Source organism: Pseudomonas sp. D1-1, from assembly GCF_051132225.1.
Taxonomy (GTDB): domain Bacteria; phylum Pseudomonadota; class Gammaproteobacteria; order Pseudomonadales; family Pseudomonadaceae; genus Aquipseudomonas.
This window is the reverse complement of record NZ_CP071676.1, coordinates 3652688-3670454: the sequence shown is the minus strand read 5'-3', so window position 1 is coordinate 3670454 and position 17767 is coordinate 3652688. Positions and strand designations below refer to the sequence as shown.

The following is a 17767-nucleotide window of genomic DNA, read 5'->3' as shown; positions in this document are numbered from 1 at the left end:
GACTTGTGGTATGCCGCTTCCCTGCTGGTAGTTTGAGGTGAGAGTCGTTCCATGAAGTTCTTATCCCAGAGTAACGGGTGTCCCGGTTGGGACGGTGAGATGGCCCGACGTATCCGGGCCTACGATTGGAGTCGCACCGATCTGGGCGCAATCGAGCACTGGTCCGCCAGCCTGCGCAGCGCTGTCCAGTTGATGCTGGCTTCGCCCTTGCCGATGGTCATGTTGTGGGGTCGCCAGGGCTTCATGATTTATAACGATGCCTATGCCGAGTTTGCCGGCGGCCGTCACCCGTACCTGTTGGGGCGCGCGGTGGAGCTGGGTTGGCCGGAAGTCGCTGAATTCAATCGCCATGTACTCGACGTGTGCCTGGCTGGCGGCACCTTGTCCTACCGCAGCAAGGAACTGGTATTGCTGCGCGACGGCAAGCCCGAAGACGTCTGGATGGACCTCTATTACAGCCCGGTGCCCGACGATGATCATTCGCCGGCTGGCGTCCTGGCGATCGTCGTGGAAACCACCGAACTGGTGCTCAGCGAGCGGGCCCGACAAGAGGCGGAACGCAGCTACCGTGCGGTCAACGAGCGTATTCAGTTGGCGCTTTCGGCCGGGCCGTTGCTGGGCTCGTTTGTCTGGGATATCCCGGCCGACACCCTGTCCGGCGACGAGCGTTTCGCCCGTACGTTCGGCTATCCGCCCGAATGTTCGTTGGATGCACTGCCCATCGAGATCGCTCGCCAGCGCATCCATCCGGATGATCTTGCCGACGTGGAGCAACGTGTCGACCTGACGGTGCGCACGGGCGCGCCCTACAGCGCTGAATACCGTGTGCGCCGTGGCGAGGACGAATACCTCTGGGTGCTGGCCAGCGGCCGCTGCGAGTTCGATGCGTTGGGCAAGCCCCTGCGTTTTCCCGGTGTGCTGATCGACATCAATGAGCGCAAGACTGCCGAAGCGTCGTTGCTCAAGTTCACCCGCGATCTGGAACAACGGGTCGCCGATGAAGTACAGGCGCGGCTGGCGGCTGAAGAACAGTTGCGCCAATCGCAGAAGCTCGAGGCCATCGGCGGGCTTACGGGGGGCGTGGCCCACGACTTCAACAATCTGCTCCAGGTGATCGGTGGAAACCTGCATTTGCTGGCTCGCCACGAACCCGACAATCCCAACGTGCAACGGCGGGTCGGGGCGTCCATCGAAGCCGTGGAGCGAGGCGCCAAGCTGTCATCGCAACTATTGGCTTTTGCCCGGCGCCAGCCCTTGTCCCCGGCCGTCTACAACCCCCGGCGCATCTACGATGGCCTGGGCGAGTTGTTGCAACGGGCACTGGGGGAAACCATCCGGATCGACGTGGCGTTGCCGGATGAGCCTTGGTGCATCCATGTCGACCGCAACCAATTGGAAAACGCCCTGTTGAACCTGGCGATCAACGCCCGCGATGCCATGGGCGGCGAAGGGACCATCTGCCTGATCGGCGAGAACATCGCACTGGATGAGTCATCATGCGCCGGTAAAGGTGTTGCGGCTGGCGATTACGTACGGCTGTCGGTGACCGATTGTGGCGCGGGCATGGCGCCTGAAGTCCTCAAACAGGTTTTCGAGCCGTTCTTTACCACCAAGACCGACGGCCACGGTACCGGACTCGGCTTGAGCATGGTGTTCGGGTTCGTCAAGCAGAGCGGCGGCCATATCGAGATTTCCAGTCATCCGGGAGAAGGCACCCAGGTGCACATGTACTTCCCGCGCAGCCATAGGCCCGAGTCGGAGGAGCAGACGCACCACCGCACGAATCAGCCGGGCTTGCAGGAAACTGTCCTGGTGGTCGAGGACAACGATGACGTGCGCGGAGCCTCGGTGGAATTGCTCGAGCTGTCGGGTTATCGGACCCTGACCGCGGCGAATGGCGACGAAGCCATGAAGCTGTTGCTGGAGGGCACCTCGGTCGACCTGATCTTCACCGACGTGGTCATGCCCGGGCTGATCAAGAGTTCCGACCTGGCCGCCTGGGCCAAGGTCCAGTCCCCGCCGGTGCCAGTGTTGTTCACGTCGGGGCACACCCGCGACATCATCTCGCGCAATCATCAGTTGAGCCCGGACACCCATCTGCTGAGCAAACCCTATAGCCCGGATGCGCTGACCCGGATGGTCAGGTCGGTACTGGGCGGCTGAGCATGCTGCAAAAGAATGGAACCCAGCCGCCTTGCCACCTTCGAATAACCAAGGCCGTCGATTGAACCGGCCCTGTCATGAACGAGGTGTCCAATGAGCGATCCTGCAAATACCCAGCAACAAGGCCAGACGCAGACCCAGTCTTCGCGTAACGATCCGGCCGTCGATCCCCAAGCGCCGGGCAACCCGCCCGCCGGTCCGGCTGGAACGCACCAGGCTCACAGCGCTGCCAGCGAGGTCGATCAGAAACAACATCACCAGGACAACGACAACACCTACAGCCCTGGCTTCAAGCCAGAGCCGGATCGACCTGGCCCCGGCGACAAGACCGACGCCGACATCGATACCGCCGACAGCTAGCCAACAAAAAGCCCGACTCGAGAGTCGGGCTTTTTCATGCATTGCTTTGAGTTATTTACTAGGATGCGCGGCCTGGAGCTTCTTGGCCATTTCCAAGTGGTGCTGCAGGTCGGGCAGCATTTTCTGGGCAAACGCCTTGAGTTCGGTATTGCCGGGCTTCTTGTCGTCGGTGACGGTCTCGGCTTCCTTCTTGAACAGAGCGATGGTTTCTTCATGGGCCATCACCTGGTTGTTGGCGAAGGCTGGATCGAAGGACTCGTCACGCACATCGAGAATCTTGGCCTTGGCCTTTTTCATCAGCGTGGTGTCATCCGGTACTTCGATGTCGTGTTTTTGCGCCAGCGCCTTCAGCTCTTCGTTGGCTTTGGTGTGGTCGGTGATCATCTTGTTGGCGAACTCCTTGATGTCCGCCGATTGGCTTTTTTGCAGCGCCAGCTTGCTGGTTTCGATTTCCGCTATGCCATTGGCCGCCGCGTTATCGACAAAGTCGTTGGACGTCGCGGCCCATGCCATGCCCATGCTGGTACTCAAGGCAACTGCCAGGCCGAGTTGACGCAGGGTAAATCTGTCCATAGGTAAGTCTCCACACAGGTTGTACAAGTGTTCTTGTGGTCACTGTTCAATGGAGAGCGGGAAGGGGCCGAAGGTTTGATCGGAGCGCGGCGCGGCACGACGAACGGTCACCGCTGGTCGGATTGGCGGTCGACAGAAGCCGACCGGCAAGGCCATGCTGGTGACAGGCAGTGCCATGAAAAGCACTCGCCACCGAACCAACCAAAGGAGGTGCTCCATGCCGGTGTCCCATGATCTTTGCCAGGATCTTGATTGCACAAAAGACCACATCCAGCAGAAGCGTAGCGAGGATCCGACGCTCGACGAATTGCTCAAGAAATATGCGCGAATCGACGCCGAGGTCGTGAATGCCGAGAAGCCGCCCGTCACGCTGTCCGATCCTGCTTTGGAGACACTCAAGAAAGAACGCTTGCAGACCAAGGACAAGATCGCCGCGCGGATATAGAAGGCGCATAGCGATCAGCTAGGAACCGTTATGGCGAGGGGATTTATCCCCGTTGGGTCGCGAAGCGGCCCCATTTGAAGGTTGCGAGGGACTGCTGCGCAGCCCAACGGGGATAAATCCCCTCGCCACAGATAACCGGGCATCAGCCCAGCGGATCCCAACGCTGGGACCAGTCGCTGCCAGCCTTGACGATCCCCCGCAGCACCTCGAACGCCTGCTGCAATGCCGCCGAATCGCGGTCCCTGGAATACACCAGGTAGGTCGGGTAGTTGAACTCCGGCGCCTTGGGCACCCGCTCCAGAATGCCGCTGTCCAGGTAGCTCTGCACGACCCGGGTGCGGAAGTAGCCGCTACCGCCGTTTTCCAGAATATATTGCAACGCCAGTGGACCGAGATTGAAGGTCGCGGCGGCCTTGGCCTTGTCCGGAAGCGCCGTGTCGTGCTGGCGTCGGAAGTCCGCGCTCCAGTCGATGTACACGTAGGGCTCGGGGCGAGCGACCAGGCGCACCAGGATGAGTTTTTCCTCCAGCAACTGCTCCACCTGCAATCGCGGCCAGTACTCAGGCTGATAGACCACCGCCGCATCCAGCAGACCCAGCTCCAGTTGCTGCAAGAGTTTTTCACCGTCGCGGATGTCCATGCGCAGGGCATGGCCGGGGATTTTCTGGCGCAGCTCCCCCGCCCAGGCAAGCATAAGGGGATTGCACAAACTGACCTCGCCACCGAGATGCAAGACATTGCGATAACCCTCGGGCAGCGGCAGGTCCCGGCGGGCGGCCTCCCACGTCTGTACGAGCTGGTTGGCGTAGACCACGAAGGCTTCGCCATCGGCGGTCAGTCGCGCGCCGGCACGGTTACGCACGAACAGCGCGCAGCCGAGCTGGCTTTCGAGCTTTTGGACCCGGGCGGTTATTGCCGTCTGGGTGACGTGCAGTTTTTGCGCCGCAGCGGCGAGGCTGCCGTGGCGGACGATTTCCAGGAAGGTACGGGCGAGGTCGATGTCCATGGTCGGGCCGAAGCGGGTGGAGCGGGCATTGTAAGAGCTGGCCCAGCTATCCGATACCATCCACATCCCTGTGGGAGCGAGCCTGCTCGCGAAAAACAAAAATCCCGCCACAAGGGCGGGATCTGGTTACAGCCAGGGCGCGACCCGATCTCAGGACGGGAACAGCTCGGACAGTTTCATCGACAGCATCATGTCGCCTTCAACGCGCAGCTTGCCGCCCATGAAGGCTTGCATGCCGTCGGTTTCGCCGCTGACGATGTCCTTGAGGGTTTGGCTATCCAGGACCAGCGTGCAGTTGGCGTCGGGGTTCGCGCCTTCCTGGATATCGCAGGTGCCATCCTTGACGATCAGGGCGTACTGCTTGTCTTCGTCAGTGATATTGAAACCAAATACCAGGTCCAGGCCGGCAGCGGCGGCTGGGTTGAACTTGGCTTGCATGGCTTTTACTGCGTCGGCTACGGAGGTCATTGTTTCGATCCTTATTTGAGTGGTACAGCAAGGGTCTGCAAGTAATCCGGCCTCAGCGGAAGGTGATGAGGTCCGGGGTCTTCAGCAGTTGCAGATGCGCATGACTGTTGAAGGAAGCCAGGGCCACCTCGCGGCCTCTGAATTTCAGTTGGTTGAGCGAGGTGTTGACGATCTGCCAGTTCAGCTCGAAAGCTTGCCGGGCAGGCATCTGGGTGATCAGGTGAAGCAGGGCGGTGATGGTCCCGCCGGAGGTGAACACGGCGATCTTGTGGGTCTTGTCGGCCTTTTCGAGGATGCGGTGCAGGCCGGCCTGGACCCGCTCGACAAAACCCAGCCAGCTCTCCAGCCCGGGCGGGTCATACTGGCCGCTGAGCCAGCGTTCGACGATCAAGGCAAAAATGCGCTGGAACTCTCCGCGGTTCTGCGCCGCGTTGCGCAAGATATGCAGCGCTTCGGGCTCCTGGGGCAGCATGTCCGGGAGCAGCGCGCGGATCACCGCGTCGGCATCGAATTCGTTGAACGCCGCGTCGATTTCCACCTCGGGAACCGGCAGCCCGACAGCGGACATCGCGCCCAGCGTGCCGATAGCGGTGTCCTGCTGGCGACGCAGGTCGCCCGAGAGGCAGCGATCGAACACGACGCCGAGCTCCGCCAGGTGGCCGCCGAGCACTTGGGCCTGACGTATGCCATTGGGCGAAAGGACATCGTAGTCATCCGCACCAAAGGAGGCCTGGCCATGTCGTATCAGATAAATGCTGCCCACGTCCGCGTCATCCCGGTACGTTGAAGGTTTGGCGAGGTTATGAGGATGGCGGAGGGCTGTCAACGAAAAAACATACGCTCGTTTGAAATGACCGTTACAGGCCCGTCCGGACTCACCCGCGTTACGGTAACAGCAGGTTTCATGGCTGGCAGCGGGGCAGGCGCATGGGTATGCTGGGACCGTTACGCGCCTGCGTTCAGTGGCGCATTGCATTTAAGGAGTCGCTGTGGAGTTTTTTGTCGAATACGCCGGTTTTCTGGCCAAGACGGTGACGCTGGTGATCGCCATTCTGGTGGTCATGGCCAGTTTTGCTGCGTTGCGCAGCAAGGGACGGCGCAAGTCGGCCGGGCAGTTGCAAGTCAGCAAGCTCAACGATTTCTACAAGGGCTTGCGTGAGCGTCTGGAGCAGACGCTGCTGGACAAGGACCAGCTCAAGGCACTGCGCAAGAGCGAAGGCAAGGCTGAAAAAGCCGGGAAGAAACAGAAAGACAAACCGGCGGCCAAGCCCCGGGTATTCGTGCTGGACTTCGATGGCGATATCAAGGCTTCCGCCACCGAGAGCCTGCGTCACGAAATTACCGCGCTGCTGACCCTGGCGACCCCGAAGGACGAAGTGGTCCTGCGCCTGGAAAGCGGTGGCGGCATGGTCCACAGCTACGGCCTGGCCTCGTCGCAACTGGCGCGGATCCGTCAGGCCGGCGTGCCGCTGACGGTGTGCATCGACAAGGTTGCAGCCAGCGGCGGCTACATGATGGCGTGCATCGGCGAGAAGATCATCAGCGCCCCGTTCGCGATCCTCGGCTCCATCGGCGTCGTGGCCCAATTGCCCAACGTCAATCGCCTGCTGAAGAAGCACGACATCGATTTCGAAGTGCTGACCGCCGGCGAGTACAAACGCACATTGACGGTGTTTGGTGAGAATACCGAGAAGGGCCGGGAAAAATTCCAGGAAGACCTGGACATCACCCATGAGTTGTTCAAGAACTTCGTGTCCAACTACCGCCCGCAGCTGGCTATCGATGAAGTGGCAACCGGCGAGGTCTGGCTCGGTGTCGCCGCGCTGGAGAAACGCCTGGTGGACGAGCTCAAGACCAGCGATGAATACCTGGCCGAACGGGCCAAGGGTGCCGAGCTCTATCACCTGCACTATGCCGAACGCAAAAGCCTGCAGGAGCGCATCGGCATGGCGGCCAGCGGTTCGGTGGACCGGGTGCTGCTGAACTGGTGGAGCCGCCTGACGCAGCAGCGGTTCTGGTAGTCCACTGAAGTCGCTCCAACATTGTCTCCTGTGGGAGCGAGCCTGCTCGCGAAGACGGCGGTGCATTCGCCATGGATGCAAGCTGATCCACCGCTTTCGCGAGCAGGCTCGCTCCCACAGAGGTTTCGAGTCGAGACCAACAAAAAAGCCCTGACCCGGTACACCCGGATCAGGGCTTTTTCATACTTCAACTATCAGCGGCGGCGAAACAGTGGCAACGGTTCGTCAGTGGCCGCCTGGTAGGTCACCGAAAAGTCCTTGAGGCTTTCGAGGGCTTCATAGGGGTCTTTGTCGGCACGCAGGGCAAAGGCGTCAAAACCGCAGCGGCGCATGTAGAACAACTGGTCGCGCAGCACATCGCCAATGGCGCGCAATTCGCCCTTGAAGCCATACCGTTCGCGCAACAGGCGCGCGTTGGAGTAGCTGCGCCCGTCGGTGAAGGCCGGGAAGTTCAGTGCGATGACCTGGAGCTGATTGGCGTCATCGCCGATTTCTTCCGCTTCTTCGTCGGCATCCAGCCACACGCCCAGGCCGCCATCACGGGCTTTGAGCGCATGGGCATGGTCGCGCCAAAGGGCGAGGGGCACGATCAGGTCGTCGCAGTTGGAAATGCCATCGAAGGTCGCGTCCTTGGGCAGCAAGTGCCAGGTTTCGTCGATGACCTCGTTGTTCTTAATGATTCGCTGCATAGACGCGTTCCTTGAAGAGGTCGATGCCGATACGTTGATAAGTGTCGATGAAACGCTCGTCTTCGGTACGTTGTTCGATGTACACGTCGATCAGCTTCTCGATCACATCCGGCATGTCATCCTGGGCAAACGACGGGCCGAGGATCTTGCCCAGGCTGGCGTCACGGCTGCCGCTGCCACCGAGGGAGACTTGGTAAAACTCCTCGCCTTTCTTGTCCACGCCGAGGATGCCGATGTGACCGACGTGGTGGTGACCGCAGGCATTCATGCAGCCGGAAATGTTCAGGTCCAGCTCGCCGATGTCGAACAGGTAGTCGAGGTCGTCGAAGCGGCGCTGGATCGACTCGGCGATCGGAATCGACTTGGCGTTCGCCAGCGAGCAGAAATCCCCGCCCGGGCAGCAGATCATGTCGGTCAGCAGGCCGATGTTCGGCGTGGCGAAGCCTTGCTCGCGCAGCTCGCCCCACAGGGTGAACAACTGGCTCTGTTCAACGTCCGCCAGGATGATGTTCTGCTCGTGGGACGTGCGCAGCTGGCCAAAGCTGTAGCGGTCGGCCAGGTCGGCCACGGCGTCCATCTGCTTGTCGGTGATATCGCCCGGTGCGACACCGGTCGGCTTCAGCGACAGGGTCACTGCGACGTAGCCCGGTTTCTTGTGCTTGAGGGTGTTGCGTGTCCGCCAGCGCGCGAAGCCCGGGTGTTCCTTGTCGAGGGCGGCCAGTTCGGCGTCCTGGTTGTCCAGGGCCTTGTAGGCCGGGTCGACGAAATGCTTGGCCACGCGATGGACTTCGGCTTCGGTCAGGGTGGTCTGGCCGCCACGCAGGTGGACCATTTCGGCCTCGACCTTTTCGGCGAACACTTCAGGCGTCAGGGCCTTGACCAGGATCTTGATCCGCGCCTTGTATTTGTTGTCGCGACGCCCGTAGCGGTTGTACACCCGCAGGATGGCGTCGAGGTAGCTCAGCAGGTCCTGCCATGGCAGGAACTCGTTGATGAACGCGCCGACCACCGGCGTACGGCCCAGGCCGCCGCCCACCAGCACGCGGAAGCCCAGCTCGCCGGCGGCGTTGTAGACCGCTTCGAGGCCGATGTCATGGACTTCGATGGCCGCGCGGTCCGAGGTCGAGCCATTGATGGCGATCTTGAACTTGCGCGGCAGGTAGGCGAATTCCGGGTGGAACGTGGTCCATTGGCGAACGATCTCGCACCATGGGCGCGGGTCGATCAGTTCGTCGGCCGCGACGCCGGCAAACTGGTCGGTGGTCACGTTGCGCAGGCAGTTGCCGCTGGTCTGGATCGCGTGCATCTGCACGGTGGCCAGTTCCGCCAGGATCTCGGGCACGTCTTCCAGGGCAGGCCAGTTGTACTGGACGTTCTGCCGGGTACTGATGTGGGCGTAGCCCTTGTCATAGTCGCGGGCAATCTGGGCCAGCTTGCGAGCCTGGCGCGCGGTCAGTTGGCCATAAGGCACCGCCACGCGCAGCATCGGGGCGAAGCGCTGGATATACAGGCCATTCTGCAAGCGCAGAGGGCGGAATTCTTCTTCGCTCAGCTCGCCTGCCAGATAGCGTCGGGTCTGATCACGGAACTGCTTGACGCGGTCCTCGATGATCCGCTGATCGTACTCGTCATATACGTACATATAAGTCTCGTTCTCAGGCTTGGGCCGATCAGAAACAGCTGCAGGTTGGCTCGCTGAAATCGGGTTCTGCCTCGGCAATTCTGCGCGCACGGCCGCGCACTCCTAGAGGAGCCGGTGCAAGATACCTGTTTTGAGTTATGCGCAAAAGTGATGTTTGAGTATATGTAAAGAACCAAATCGACTAATGCCTTCGATTATTGGCTAACCCACATTTGTCGTACGGGCAATCATCGTCTTAACTGTGGTCGAGTCCCTATGCAATCACCTACAAAACCGACAAGAGGCGATGCAATGAGTAATCCGACCAAAGCAAGGAAAAGCGACAGTACCGTTGATGCCTGGGCCATCCTGTTCCTGATTATCCTGGTGGTGGGCACGGCGGTGTTCTGGGTCAGTCATCAATAACCTCCCAATCCACGCATAACCCATTGTGGGAGCGAGCCTGCTCGCGAAAGCGATGTGTCAGTCGACATCATCATCGACTGGACTATCGTTTTCGCGAGCAGGCTCGCTCCCACAGGGGTATGTGTGTGATGTTGGAGGGCGTCACAACCCCGCCAGGTGCACCACCAGCTTGACGATGCCAAACAGGGTCAAGGCGAAGATCACCGTGAACGCGATTCCCAGTATCACGAAGTGACTCGGCTTGCCGTGGGTGAAATCCCGGGCGCGGTTCTTGCCGCTCTGCACGCCGAAAGCGGCGGCCAGCACGCTGTGCATCATCTGCAACAGGGTCGGCGGCTTGTTGTCGACTGGATCGTCCATAAATCCCTCGTCTGCCATGGGTTTGGGACAAGCATAGACAACCCCAGGGAAAAGATCGCAGCGCGCCTCGGCTGCGATCTTTCAGGGGCGCCTGATCAGTTGTCGTAGCCCAGGTTCGGCGCCAGCCAGCGCTCGGTCACGCTCAGGTCCTGGCCCTTGCGCGCGGTGTAGCTCTGGACCTGGTCCTTGTCGATCTTGCCCACGGCGAAATACTGCGCCTGGGGATGGGCGAAGTACCAGCCGCTGACCGCCGCCGCCGGGAACATCGCGTAGTGTTCGGTGAGGAACACGCCGCTGCGTCCGGCTTTCAGTTCGCTGGCCTCGGGGTCGAGCAGGCGGAACAGGGTGGCTTTCTCGGTGTGATCCGGGCAGGCCGGGTAACCGGGGGCAGGGCGGATGCCGGTGTATTGCTCCTTGATCAGCGCCTCGTTGTCCAGGCGCTCATCCTTGGCATAGCCCCAATACTCCTTGCGCACCTGCTGGTGCAGCCATTCGGCGCAAGCTTCGGCCAGGCGGTCGGCCAGGGCCTTGACCATGATCGAGTTGTAGTCGTCGCCGGCGTTCTGGTAGGCCTTGGCGACTTCTTCGGCACCGATGCCGGCGGTGGTGATGAAGCCACCGACGTAGTCGGTCACGCCGCTGTCCTTGGGTGCGACGAAGTCGGCCAGGGAGAAGTTCGGCTTGCCGTCGGTCTTGATGATCTGCTGGCGCAGGTGATGCAGGCGCGCCAGTGGCTTGCCTTGATCATCGTAGACTTCCAGGTCGTCGTCATGCACCTGGTTGGCCGGCCAGAAGCCAAACACCGCGCGAGCGCTGATAAGTTTCTCGTCGATCAGCTTGCGCAGCATCGCCCGGGCATCGGCGTACAGCGCGGTGGCCGCTTCGCCGACCACTTCGTCGGTGAGGATGCGCGGGTATTTGCCGGCCAGGTCCCAGGAAATGAAAAACGGCGTCCAGTCGATGTACTCGGCCAGGACGTTCAGGTCGATATCGTCCAGCACCCGTGCGCCGGTGAAAGTCGGCTTGACCGGCTGGTAGCTGCTCCAGTCGAACTGCGGCTTCTTCGCCACGGCCGCCGGGTAGCTCAGGCGCTCGGTGCGGGCGCTGCGGTTGGAGGTGCGCTCGCGCACGTCTATGTAGTCCAGGCGGGTCTTCTCGACGAACGCCGGCTTGAGCTCCTTGGACAGCAACTGCGTCGCCACGCCCACGGCGCGGGAGGCGTCGGTGACGTAAATCACTGCATCATTGCTGTACTTGGGTTCGATCTTCACGGCGGTGTGGGCCTTGGAGGTCGTGGCGCCACCGATCATCAGCGGCAGGTGGAAGTCCTGGCGCTGCATCTCCCGCGCCACATGCACCATTTCGTCCAGGGACGGTGTGATCAGGCCGGACAGGCCGATGATGTCGCACTTCTCATCTTTGGCCACCTGAAGGATTTTCTCCGCCGGCACCATCACGCCGAGGTCGACCACGTCGTAGCCGTTGCACCCCAGCACCACGCCGACGATGTTCTTGCCGATGTCGTGGACGTCGCCCTTGACCGTCGCCATCAGGATCTTGCCCTTGGCCTCTGGCTTGTCGCCTTTTTCCGCTTCGATGAACGGAATCAGGTGCGCCACGGCCTGCTTCATCACGCGGGCGGACTTGACCACCTGGGGCAGGAACATCTTGCCGGCGCCAAACAGGTCGCCGACGATGTTCATGCCGGCCATCAGCGGGCCTTCGATCACTTCGATCGGGCGGGCGAAAGACAGGCGCGATTCCTCGGTGTCCTCGACGATGTGGGTGGTGATGCCCTTGACCAGCGCGTGCTCCAGGCGCTTGTTCACTTCCCAGCCGCGCCATTCTTCGGTTTCCGCTTCCTTGACGCTGCCGTCGCCCTTGTACTTGTCGGCGATCGCGAGGAGGGCGTCGGTGCCTTCGGGTGTACGGTTGAGGATCACGTCTTCCACCGCGTCGCGCAGTTCCACCGGGATCTGGTCGTAGATCTCCAGTTGGCCGGCGTTGACGATGCCCATGGTCAGGCCCGCGCGGATCGCGTGCAGCAGGAACACCGAGTGGATCGCCTCGCGCACCGGGTTGTTGCCACGGAACGAGAACGACACGTTGGACACGCCACCGGAGGTCAGCGCGTAGGGCAGTTCGTCGCGGATGTAGGCGCAGGCGTTGATGAAGTCCACGGCATAGTTGTTGTGCTCTTCGATACCGGTGGCGACGGCGAAGATGTTCGGGTCGAAGATGATGTCTTCCGGCGGGAAGCCAACCTCGTTGACCAGGATATCGTAGGAGCGCTTGCAGATTTCCTTCTTGCGCGCCTCGGTGTCGGCCTGGCCGGCTTCGTCGAAGGCCATCACCACCACGGCCGCGCCGTAGCGCTTGCACAGCTTGGCGTGATGGATGAACTGCTCGACGCCTTCCTTCATGCTGATGGAGTTGACGATGCCCTTGCCCTGGATGCACTTGAGGCCAGCTTCGATGACTTCCCACTTGGAGGAGTCGATCATGATCGGCACGCGGGAAATATCCGGTTCGCCGGCGATCAGATTGAGGAAGGTCACCATGGCCTTCTTCGAATCGAGCATGCCCTCGTCCATGTTGATGTCGATCACCTGGGCGCCGGCCTCGACCTGTTGCAGCGCCACTTCCAGGGCTTCGGTGTAGTTGTCTTCGCGGATCAGCCGGGCGAATTTGGCGGAGCCGGTGATGTTGGTCCGCTCGCCGACGTTGACGAACAACGAGCTGCGATCGATGGTGAACGGTTCCAGGCCCGACAGGCGGCACGCCCGGGGAATCTCGGGAATCTGCCGCGGAGCATAGCCAGCGACGGCCTTGGCGATAGCTTCGATGTGTGCCGGGGTGGTGCCGCAGCAACCGCCGACGATATTGAGGAAGCCGCTCTGGGCAAATTCTTCAATGACCTTGGCGGTGTCCACCGGCAGCTCGTCGTATTCGCCGAATTCGTTGGGCAGGCCGGCGTTGGGGTGCGCCGACACATGGGTGCTGGCCTTGTTCGACAGTTCTTCCAGGTACGGGCGCAGTTCGCTGGCGCCGAGGGCGCAGTTCAGGCCGACGGAGATCGGCTTGGCGTGGGCCACCGAGTTCCAGAAGGCTTCGGTGGTCTGGCCGGAGAGGGTGCGGCCGGAGGCGTCGGTGATGGTGCCGGAAATCATGATCGGCAACTCGATGCCCAGCTCTTCATAGACGCCTTGCACGGCGAAGATCGCGGCCTTGGCATTGAGCGTGTCGAAAATGGTCTCGATCAGGATCAGGTCGGCGCCGCCTTCGATCAGGCCCTTGGTGGCTTCGGTGTAGTTCTCCACCAGCTCGTCGAAGGTCACGTTGCGGTAGCCGGGGTTGTTCACGTCCGGCGACAGCGAGCAGGTGCGGCTGGTCGGGCCGAGCACGCCGGCGACGAAGCGCGGCTTGTCCGGGGTTTCGAGGGTCTTGGCGTCGGCCACCTTGCGGGCCAGGCGCGCGCCTTCCAGGTTCAGCTCGTAGGCCAGGCCCTGCATGCCGTAGTCGGCCTGGGACACCTGGGTGGCGTTGAAGGTGTTGGTTTCGAGGATGTCGGCGCCGGCATCCAGGTAGGCCTTTTCGATAGCGCCAATCACGTCGGGGCGGGTCAGCACGAGCAAGTCGTTGTTGCCCTTGACGTCGCTCGGCCAGTCGGCGAAGCGTTTGCCACGGTAGTCCTGCTCTTCCAGCTTGTAGCTCTGGATCATCGTGCCCATGCCGCCGTCGAGGATCAGGATGCGTTCCTTGAGGGCCTGCTGGAGAAGATAAAGGCGAGCGCTGCGATCAGACATAGGACTACCTGGAAAAAAGACCATTACGAAGGCCGGAATGATAGCAAACCTGTGCAGGATTTGATCATGGAGGGCTTTTGCATGAATCTAGCTCATGTTTGCAAGCGGTACCGGCCCGATCTATTACCGGCTCTGGCCGGTGCAGGGGGGATCGTGCACAAGACCCACATCACCTATGGCTTGAGCGCAGCGAAGATGGCGCGGATCAAGCGCGACCTCGCCCGGCAGTTGCTGCTTCGCGCCCTTGCGCGGTCGGCTGCTTTCCTGACAAAAATACTGGGACTTTGTCCGGCGCGATGATTGGCGTAAACTGCCGGCAAGCCTGCGAGGAGTTTCCATGACCGCCATTACCATTACCGATGCCGCCCACGATTACCTGGCCGACCTGCTGTCCAAGCAGAACACCCCGGGTATCGGGATCCGCATCTTCATCACCCAGCCCGGCACCCAGTACGCAGAGACGTGCATTGCCTACTGCAAGCCGGGAGAAGAAAAACCCGAAGACACCGCGCTGGGGCTCAAGAGCTTCACCGCGTACATCGACTCGTTCAGCGAAGCTTTCCTGGACGATGCGGTGGTCGACTACGCCACCGACCGCATGGGCGGCCAGCTGACCATCAAGGCGCCGAACGCCAAGGTACCGATGGTCAACGCCGACAGCCCGGTCAACGAGCGCATCAACTATTACCTGCAAACCGAGATCAACCCGGGGCTGGCCAGCCACGGCGGCCAGGTGTCGCTGATCGACGTGGTGGAAGACGGCATCGCCGTGCTCCAGTTCGGCGGCGGTTGCCAGGGCTGCGGCCAGGCTGACGTGACCTTGAAGGAAGGCATCGAGCGCACCTTGCTCGAGCGCATCCCGGAACTCAAGGGCGTGCGCGACGTGACCGACCACACGCAGAAAGAAAACGCCTACTACTGATTGTGGCGCCGGGATTTATGTGTGGTGAGGGGACTTATCTGTGGTGAGGGGATTTATCCCCGTTGGGGCGCGTAGCGCCCCCTTGGAATATGGGGCTGCTGCGCAGCCCAGCGGGGATAAATCCCCTCGCCACAAAAGCTTCTGCGACCAGCATGCCATCTTAGAGGCGCCGCCGATCCCTGTGGGAGCGAGCTTGCTCGCGATAGCGGTGGGTCAGCTTGCGTTGATGTTGAACGTCCCATGGTCATCGCGAGCAAGCTCGCTCCCACAGGATCCGGGTCAGGGTCACGATTCCGGCGGGCACCACCAGTCGTGTGGGAGCGGGCCTGCTCGCGAAGGGGCCGGCACATTCGACATCGTTGCCGGCTGATCCGCCGCTTTCGCGAGCAGGCTCGCTCCCACAAGGGATTCCGGTTGAGCCATATCGACGAGTCAGGGCCTGTACAGATGCACATGGCCGGCGCGATACAGCGATGATTCGCTGAACACATCATTGCCCAACACGCGCCCCACCAGTATCAGCGCCGTACGTCGAAAGCCCTTGGCTTGGACCTTCCCGGCGATATCCTCCAGCGTACCCACCACCCAATCCTGATCCGGCCACGTGGCCCGGTGAATCACCGCGATCGGACAATCCGCGCCGTAGTGGGGCAGCAGTTCAGCGACTATTTTTTCCAGGTGATTGACGCCCAGGTGAATTGCCATGGTTGCGCCATGCCGCGCCAGGCTGGCAAGTTCTTCCCCGGCGGGCATCGCGGTCTTGTCCGCGTAACGGGTCAGGATCACACTCTGGGACACGTCCGGTAGCGTCAGCTCGGCGCCGAGCAGGGCCGCGCAGGCTGAGGTGGCGGTGACGCCCGGAACGATTTCGAAAGGGATGTCCAGCTCCCGGAGGCAGCGGATCTGCTCGCCGATGGCGCCATACAGACTTGGATCGCCGGAGTGCACCCGGGCCACGTCCTGGCCGTTCAAATGCGCGATCCTGATCAATTCGACGATCTGTTCCAGGTGCAGCTCTGCGCTGTTGACCACCTGTTCGGCGCTGTGGCCTTCGAGCACGGCCGCCGGCACCAGGGAGCCGGCGTAGATGATCACCGGGCAACGGCGGATCAGGCGCTGGCCTTTCACGGTGATCAGTTCCGGGTCGCCGGGGCCGGCACCGATGAAGTAAACGGTCATGACCGGTTCCTGTAGAAAAGGGCCTTGCATGAGCAGCGCTCATGATTCCGGCGGCGATTATCGAGGGTTACGAAGCTGCCGCCAATGCCAGGGTGGCTTGCGCACTTTTCTGGCGGGTAATCAGCAGTCTCGCGGGCGAATCGCCCAGTTGATCGGCCAGGGCAAGGGCGGCGCTTTCGGCGACGCCGTGGCAGCCCGTACGCTCGAAGGCGATCCGGGAACGCTGGCTGAGCTGCGTTTGATAACCCGCCAACTGCTCGGCAGTGAAGCAGGTCAGTGGCAGCGCCAATTGCTCGGCCAGCTCCAGCAGGCCCGGTTCGTCGTGCTTGAGATCGATACTGGCCAAGGCCTGTACGTCACCAAGCGCAATGCCGTGGGCCAATAGCGTCTGCTCAAGCAATGCCCGCAACGCACTGGCCGGGCAACCGCGTTGGCAGCCCAGGCCGACCACCAGGAGCGGCCCGCTACTCATGCGTCGTGGCGAGCCTGGGCGCCACGGCGAAACAGCCAGGCGCTGATCAGGCCCAGGGAGAGCCAGAACGCGACATTGGTCAGTTGCGCGGCGATCTTGAACTGGCTTTCCAGCGCCTCGGGAGCCAGCATCGAATGGACTTCAGGCTGCGGCGCGCCGATGACATGAGGAACGACCAAGGTCGCGACACCCAGCAGCTTCAGCAGCCACTGCCGGCCGAAGGCAATCAGGGCTATGCCTACCGCCGTGGACGCCGCCGTGCCAATCCACCACATCTGCCGCTGGGCCAGCTCAGCCGCCGCCGTGCCAGGCAGTTCCGGTGGCAGGCCAAGCGTTGGCGCGAGGACGAAGGTGGCGTAACCGGCCAGTCCCCAAAGCAAGCCCTGGGACGTACGCGTCGGCTCGCGCAAGGTGTACAGGCCCGCCAGCATCAGGGCGAAACCCACCGCGACCACCAGGTTGCCGCCCGTGGTGGCGAGCAGGCGTTGCCAGCCGTCTTGCGGCTCCCAGGCTTCGTCGTCATGGCTGTGGGCAGCGCCCGAAACATGCTCATGGACTTCGCTGGCCGGGGCCTTTTCGTAGGTTTCGGCTTGCTGAATCAACGGCGAGACCCACAGGCTTTGTAGAAGAGTCAACAGCAGGGCGGCCAGCAGCCCACTGAAACCGGCAGTCCGAGCGATACGCTTGATCATGTCGTCAGGTCTCAGTGGCACGGGAACGCGGCGCTATGCCGGGTGTCGTGGGCCGCGTTGTGCACCGCTTCGATGTGGGAGAAACCGGCGAAGTAGACCAGGCCCGCACCGAGGATCGAGGCGAGGACCGCCGCGCTCAGGCGCTGGCTCAGGGTGACAGTGCTGCTGGTGGTACGGGCGGTGCTGCTGATGGTCGACATGGCGCTTCCCTCGGGTTTGTCGGCGGGGAAGCGAGCGCAATGAAAATCCGGGCGAGGGCTCGCCAGAATTCGAACAGCGCCCGCCCACCGCGGGTTTGTTGAGCTTGAGTCATGGGCCGGTCTCCGGGCTCGCGAGGGGCTGGGCCGAAGCCTTGCCTGCAAGCGTCACCTTCCCATGCCAAGGCACAGTGGATTCGACGCTTCGCTCGCTTACCGTTGCGGGGGCAGCACCGGACTGACGTGGCCTTGGAGTAAAGCACACGATTCACCGGTTTCCCGTTTCACCCTGTGAAGGGCACCCGTAACTAGGCCGACAGGAGACCATGGGCGAGGCCGGGGCGTCAATCGCGGCTTCGCGCCGCTG

At 61.9% G+C, this 17767-nt stretch carries 18 protein-coding genes and 1 riboswitch; of the genes, 6 read left to right on the top strand and 12 right to left on the bottom strand.

The window, feature by feature from the left end; all coding sequences use genetic code 11:
* Positions 1-51 precede the first annotated feature (51 nt).
* The gene (locus J3P86_RS16415; protein ID WP_434698439.1) at positions 52-2163 is read left to right on the top strand and encodes an ATP-binding protein; all 2112 of its coding nucleotides are present in this window, start codon (positions 52-54) and stop codon (positions 2161-2163) included.
* 93 nt (positions 2164-2256) lie between these two features.
* Complete coding sequence (locus tag J3P86_RS16410) at positions 2257-2523, top strand: hypothetical protein (protein WP_434573395.1); 267 nt, start codon at positions 2257-2259, stop codon at positions 2521-2523.
* Between the two features lie 51 nt (positions 2524-2574).
* Here J3P86_RS16410 and J3P86_RS16405 read toward each other — a convergent pair whose 3' ends face one another.
* Positions 2575-3096, bottom strand: coding sequence for a DUF4142 domain-containing protein (locus tag J3P86_RS16405; protein ID WP_434573397.1), 522 nt, complete (start codon positions 3094-3096; stop codon positions 2575-2577).
* A 217-nt stretch (positions 3097-3313) separates the two neighbouring features.
* Between J3P86_RS16405 and J3P86_RS16400 the strand changes: the two genes are divergently transcribed.
* The gene (locus tag J3P86_RS16400) at positions 3314-3541 is read left to right on the top strand and encodes a YdcH family protein (protein WP_305500279.1); all 228 of its coding nucleotides are present in this window, start codon (positions 3314-3316) and stop codon (positions 3539-3541) included.
* Between the two features lie 142 nt (positions 3542-3683).
* On the opposite strand, the gene J3P86_RS16395 is transcribed toward J3P86_RS16400, so the two are convergent.
* From J3P86_RS16395 to J3P86_RS16385, 3 genes are all read right to left on the bottom strand, one after another.
* A complete protein-coding gene (locus tag J3P86_RS16395) occupies positions 3684-4547 on the bottom strand; it encodes a LysR family transcriptional regulator (protein WP_434700652.1) in 864 nt (287 codons plus the stop codon).
* A 150-nt stretch (positions 4548-4697) separates the two neighbouring features.
* Positions 4698-5015, bottom strand: a complete 318-nt coding sequence (locus J3P86_RS16390) for an SCP2 sterol-binding domain-containing protein (RefSeq protein WP_434573401.1) — start codon at positions 5013-5015, stop codon at positions 4698-4700.
* A 52-nt stretch (positions 5016-5067) separates the two neighbouring features.
* Positions 5068-5778: a histidine phosphatase family protein gene (locus tag J3P86_RS16385; RefSeq protein ID WP_434630134.1), complete on the bottom strand. Its 711-nt coding sequence runs from the start codon at positions 5776-5778 to the stop codon at positions 5068-5070.
* 226 nt (positions 5779-6004) lie between these two features.
* Here J3P86_RS16385 and sohB point away from each other — a divergent pair, with 226 nt between their 5' ends.
* Positions 6005-7036 carry a protease SohB gene (gene sohB / locus J3P86_RS16380; protein WP_434698438.1) on the top strand — a complete coding sequence of 344 codons (1032 nt, stop codon included), beginning with the start codon at positions 6005-6007 and terminating at the stop codon, positions 7034-7036.
* Between the two features lie 194 nt (positions 7037-7230).
* On the opposite strand, the gene J3P86_RS16375 is transcribed toward sohB, so the two are convergent.
* From J3P86_RS16375 to metH, 4 genes are all read right to left on the bottom strand, one after another.
* Entirely contained in the window at positions 7231-7725 is a 495-nt protein-coding gene (locus tag J3P86_RS16375) for a DUF934 domain-containing protein (protein WP_305500286.1), read from the bottom strand.
* Positions 7709-9367 carry a nitrite/sulfite reductase gene (locus tag J3P86_RS16370; protein WP_434698437.1) on the bottom strand — a complete coding sequence of 553 codons (1659 nt, stop codon included), beginning with the start codon at positions 9365-9367 and terminating at the stop codon, positions 7709-7711. The genes J3P86_RS16375 and J3P86_RS16370 overlap by 17 nt, the downstream gene beginning before the upstream one ends.
* 546 nt (positions 9368-9913) lie before the next feature.
* Positions 9914-10132 carry a DUF2970 domain-containing protein gene (locus J3P86_RS16365; RefSeq protein ID WP_024781254.1) on the bottom strand — a complete coding sequence of 73 codons (219 nt, stop codon included), beginning with the start codon at positions 10130-10132 and terminating at the stop codon, positions 9914-9916.
* 95 nt (positions 10133-10227) lie between these two features.
* Entirely contained in the window at positions 10228-13938 is a 3711-nt protein-coding gene (gene metH / locus J3P86_RS16360) for a methionine synthase (protein WP_305500288.1), read from the bottom strand.
* An 81-nt stretch (positions 13939-14019) separates the two neighbouring features.
* On the opposite strand from metH, the gene J3P86_RS16355 reads away from it, so the two are divergent.
* Positions 14020-14238 (top strand): hypothetical protein, encoded by a 219-nt coding sequence (locus J3P86_RS16355; RefSeq protein WP_434698436.1) that lies wholly within the window; start codon positions 14020-14022, stop codon positions 14236-14238.
* A gap of 37 nt (positions 14239-14275) precedes the next feature.
* The gene (gene nfuA / locus J3P86_RS16350) at positions 14276-14860 is read left to right on the top strand and encodes a Fe-S biogenesis protein NfuA (RefSeq protein WP_003182850.1); all 585 of its coding nucleotides are present in this window, start codon (positions 14276-14278) and stop codon (positions 14858-14860) included.
* Positions 14861-15292: 432 nt separating this feature from the next.
* Here nfuA and cobM read toward each other — a convergent pair whose 3' ends face one another.
* The 4 genes from cobM to J3P86_RS16330 all read right to left on the bottom strand — a co-directional run bounded on the left by cobM (position 15293) and on the right by J3P86_RS16330 (position 17403).
* A complete protein-coding gene (gene cobM / locus J3P86_RS16345; protein WP_434698435.1) occupies positions 15293-16039 on the bottom strand; it encodes a precorrin-4 C(11)-methyltransferase in 747 nt (248 codons plus the stop codon).
* Positions 16040-16106: 67 nt separating this feature from the next.
* Positions 16107-16511 carry a cobalamin biosynthesis protein gene (locus tag J3P86_RS16340; RefSeq protein ID WP_434630144.1) on the bottom strand — a complete coding sequence of 135 codons (405 nt, stop codon included), beginning with the start codon at positions 16509-16511 and terminating at the stop codon, positions 16107-16109.
* Positions 16508-17203, bottom strand: coding sequence for a CbtA family protein (locus J3P86_RS16335; protein WP_434630146.1), 696 nt, complete (start codon positions 17201-17203; stop codon positions 16508-16510). Before J3P86_RS16335 ends, J3P86_RS16340 begins: the two co-directional genes overlap by 4 nt.
* 11 nt (positions 17204-17214) lie before the next feature.
* Positions 17215-17403, bottom strand: coding sequence for a CbtB domain-containing protein (locus tag J3P86_RS16330; protein ID WP_420764493.1), 189 nt, complete (start codon positions 17401-17403; stop codon positions 17215-17217).
* A 97-nt stretch (positions 17404-17500) separates the two neighbouring features.
* Positions 17501-17721: riboswitch (cobalamin riboswitch) on the bottom strand.
* Positions 17722-17767: the final 46 nt, after the last annotated feature.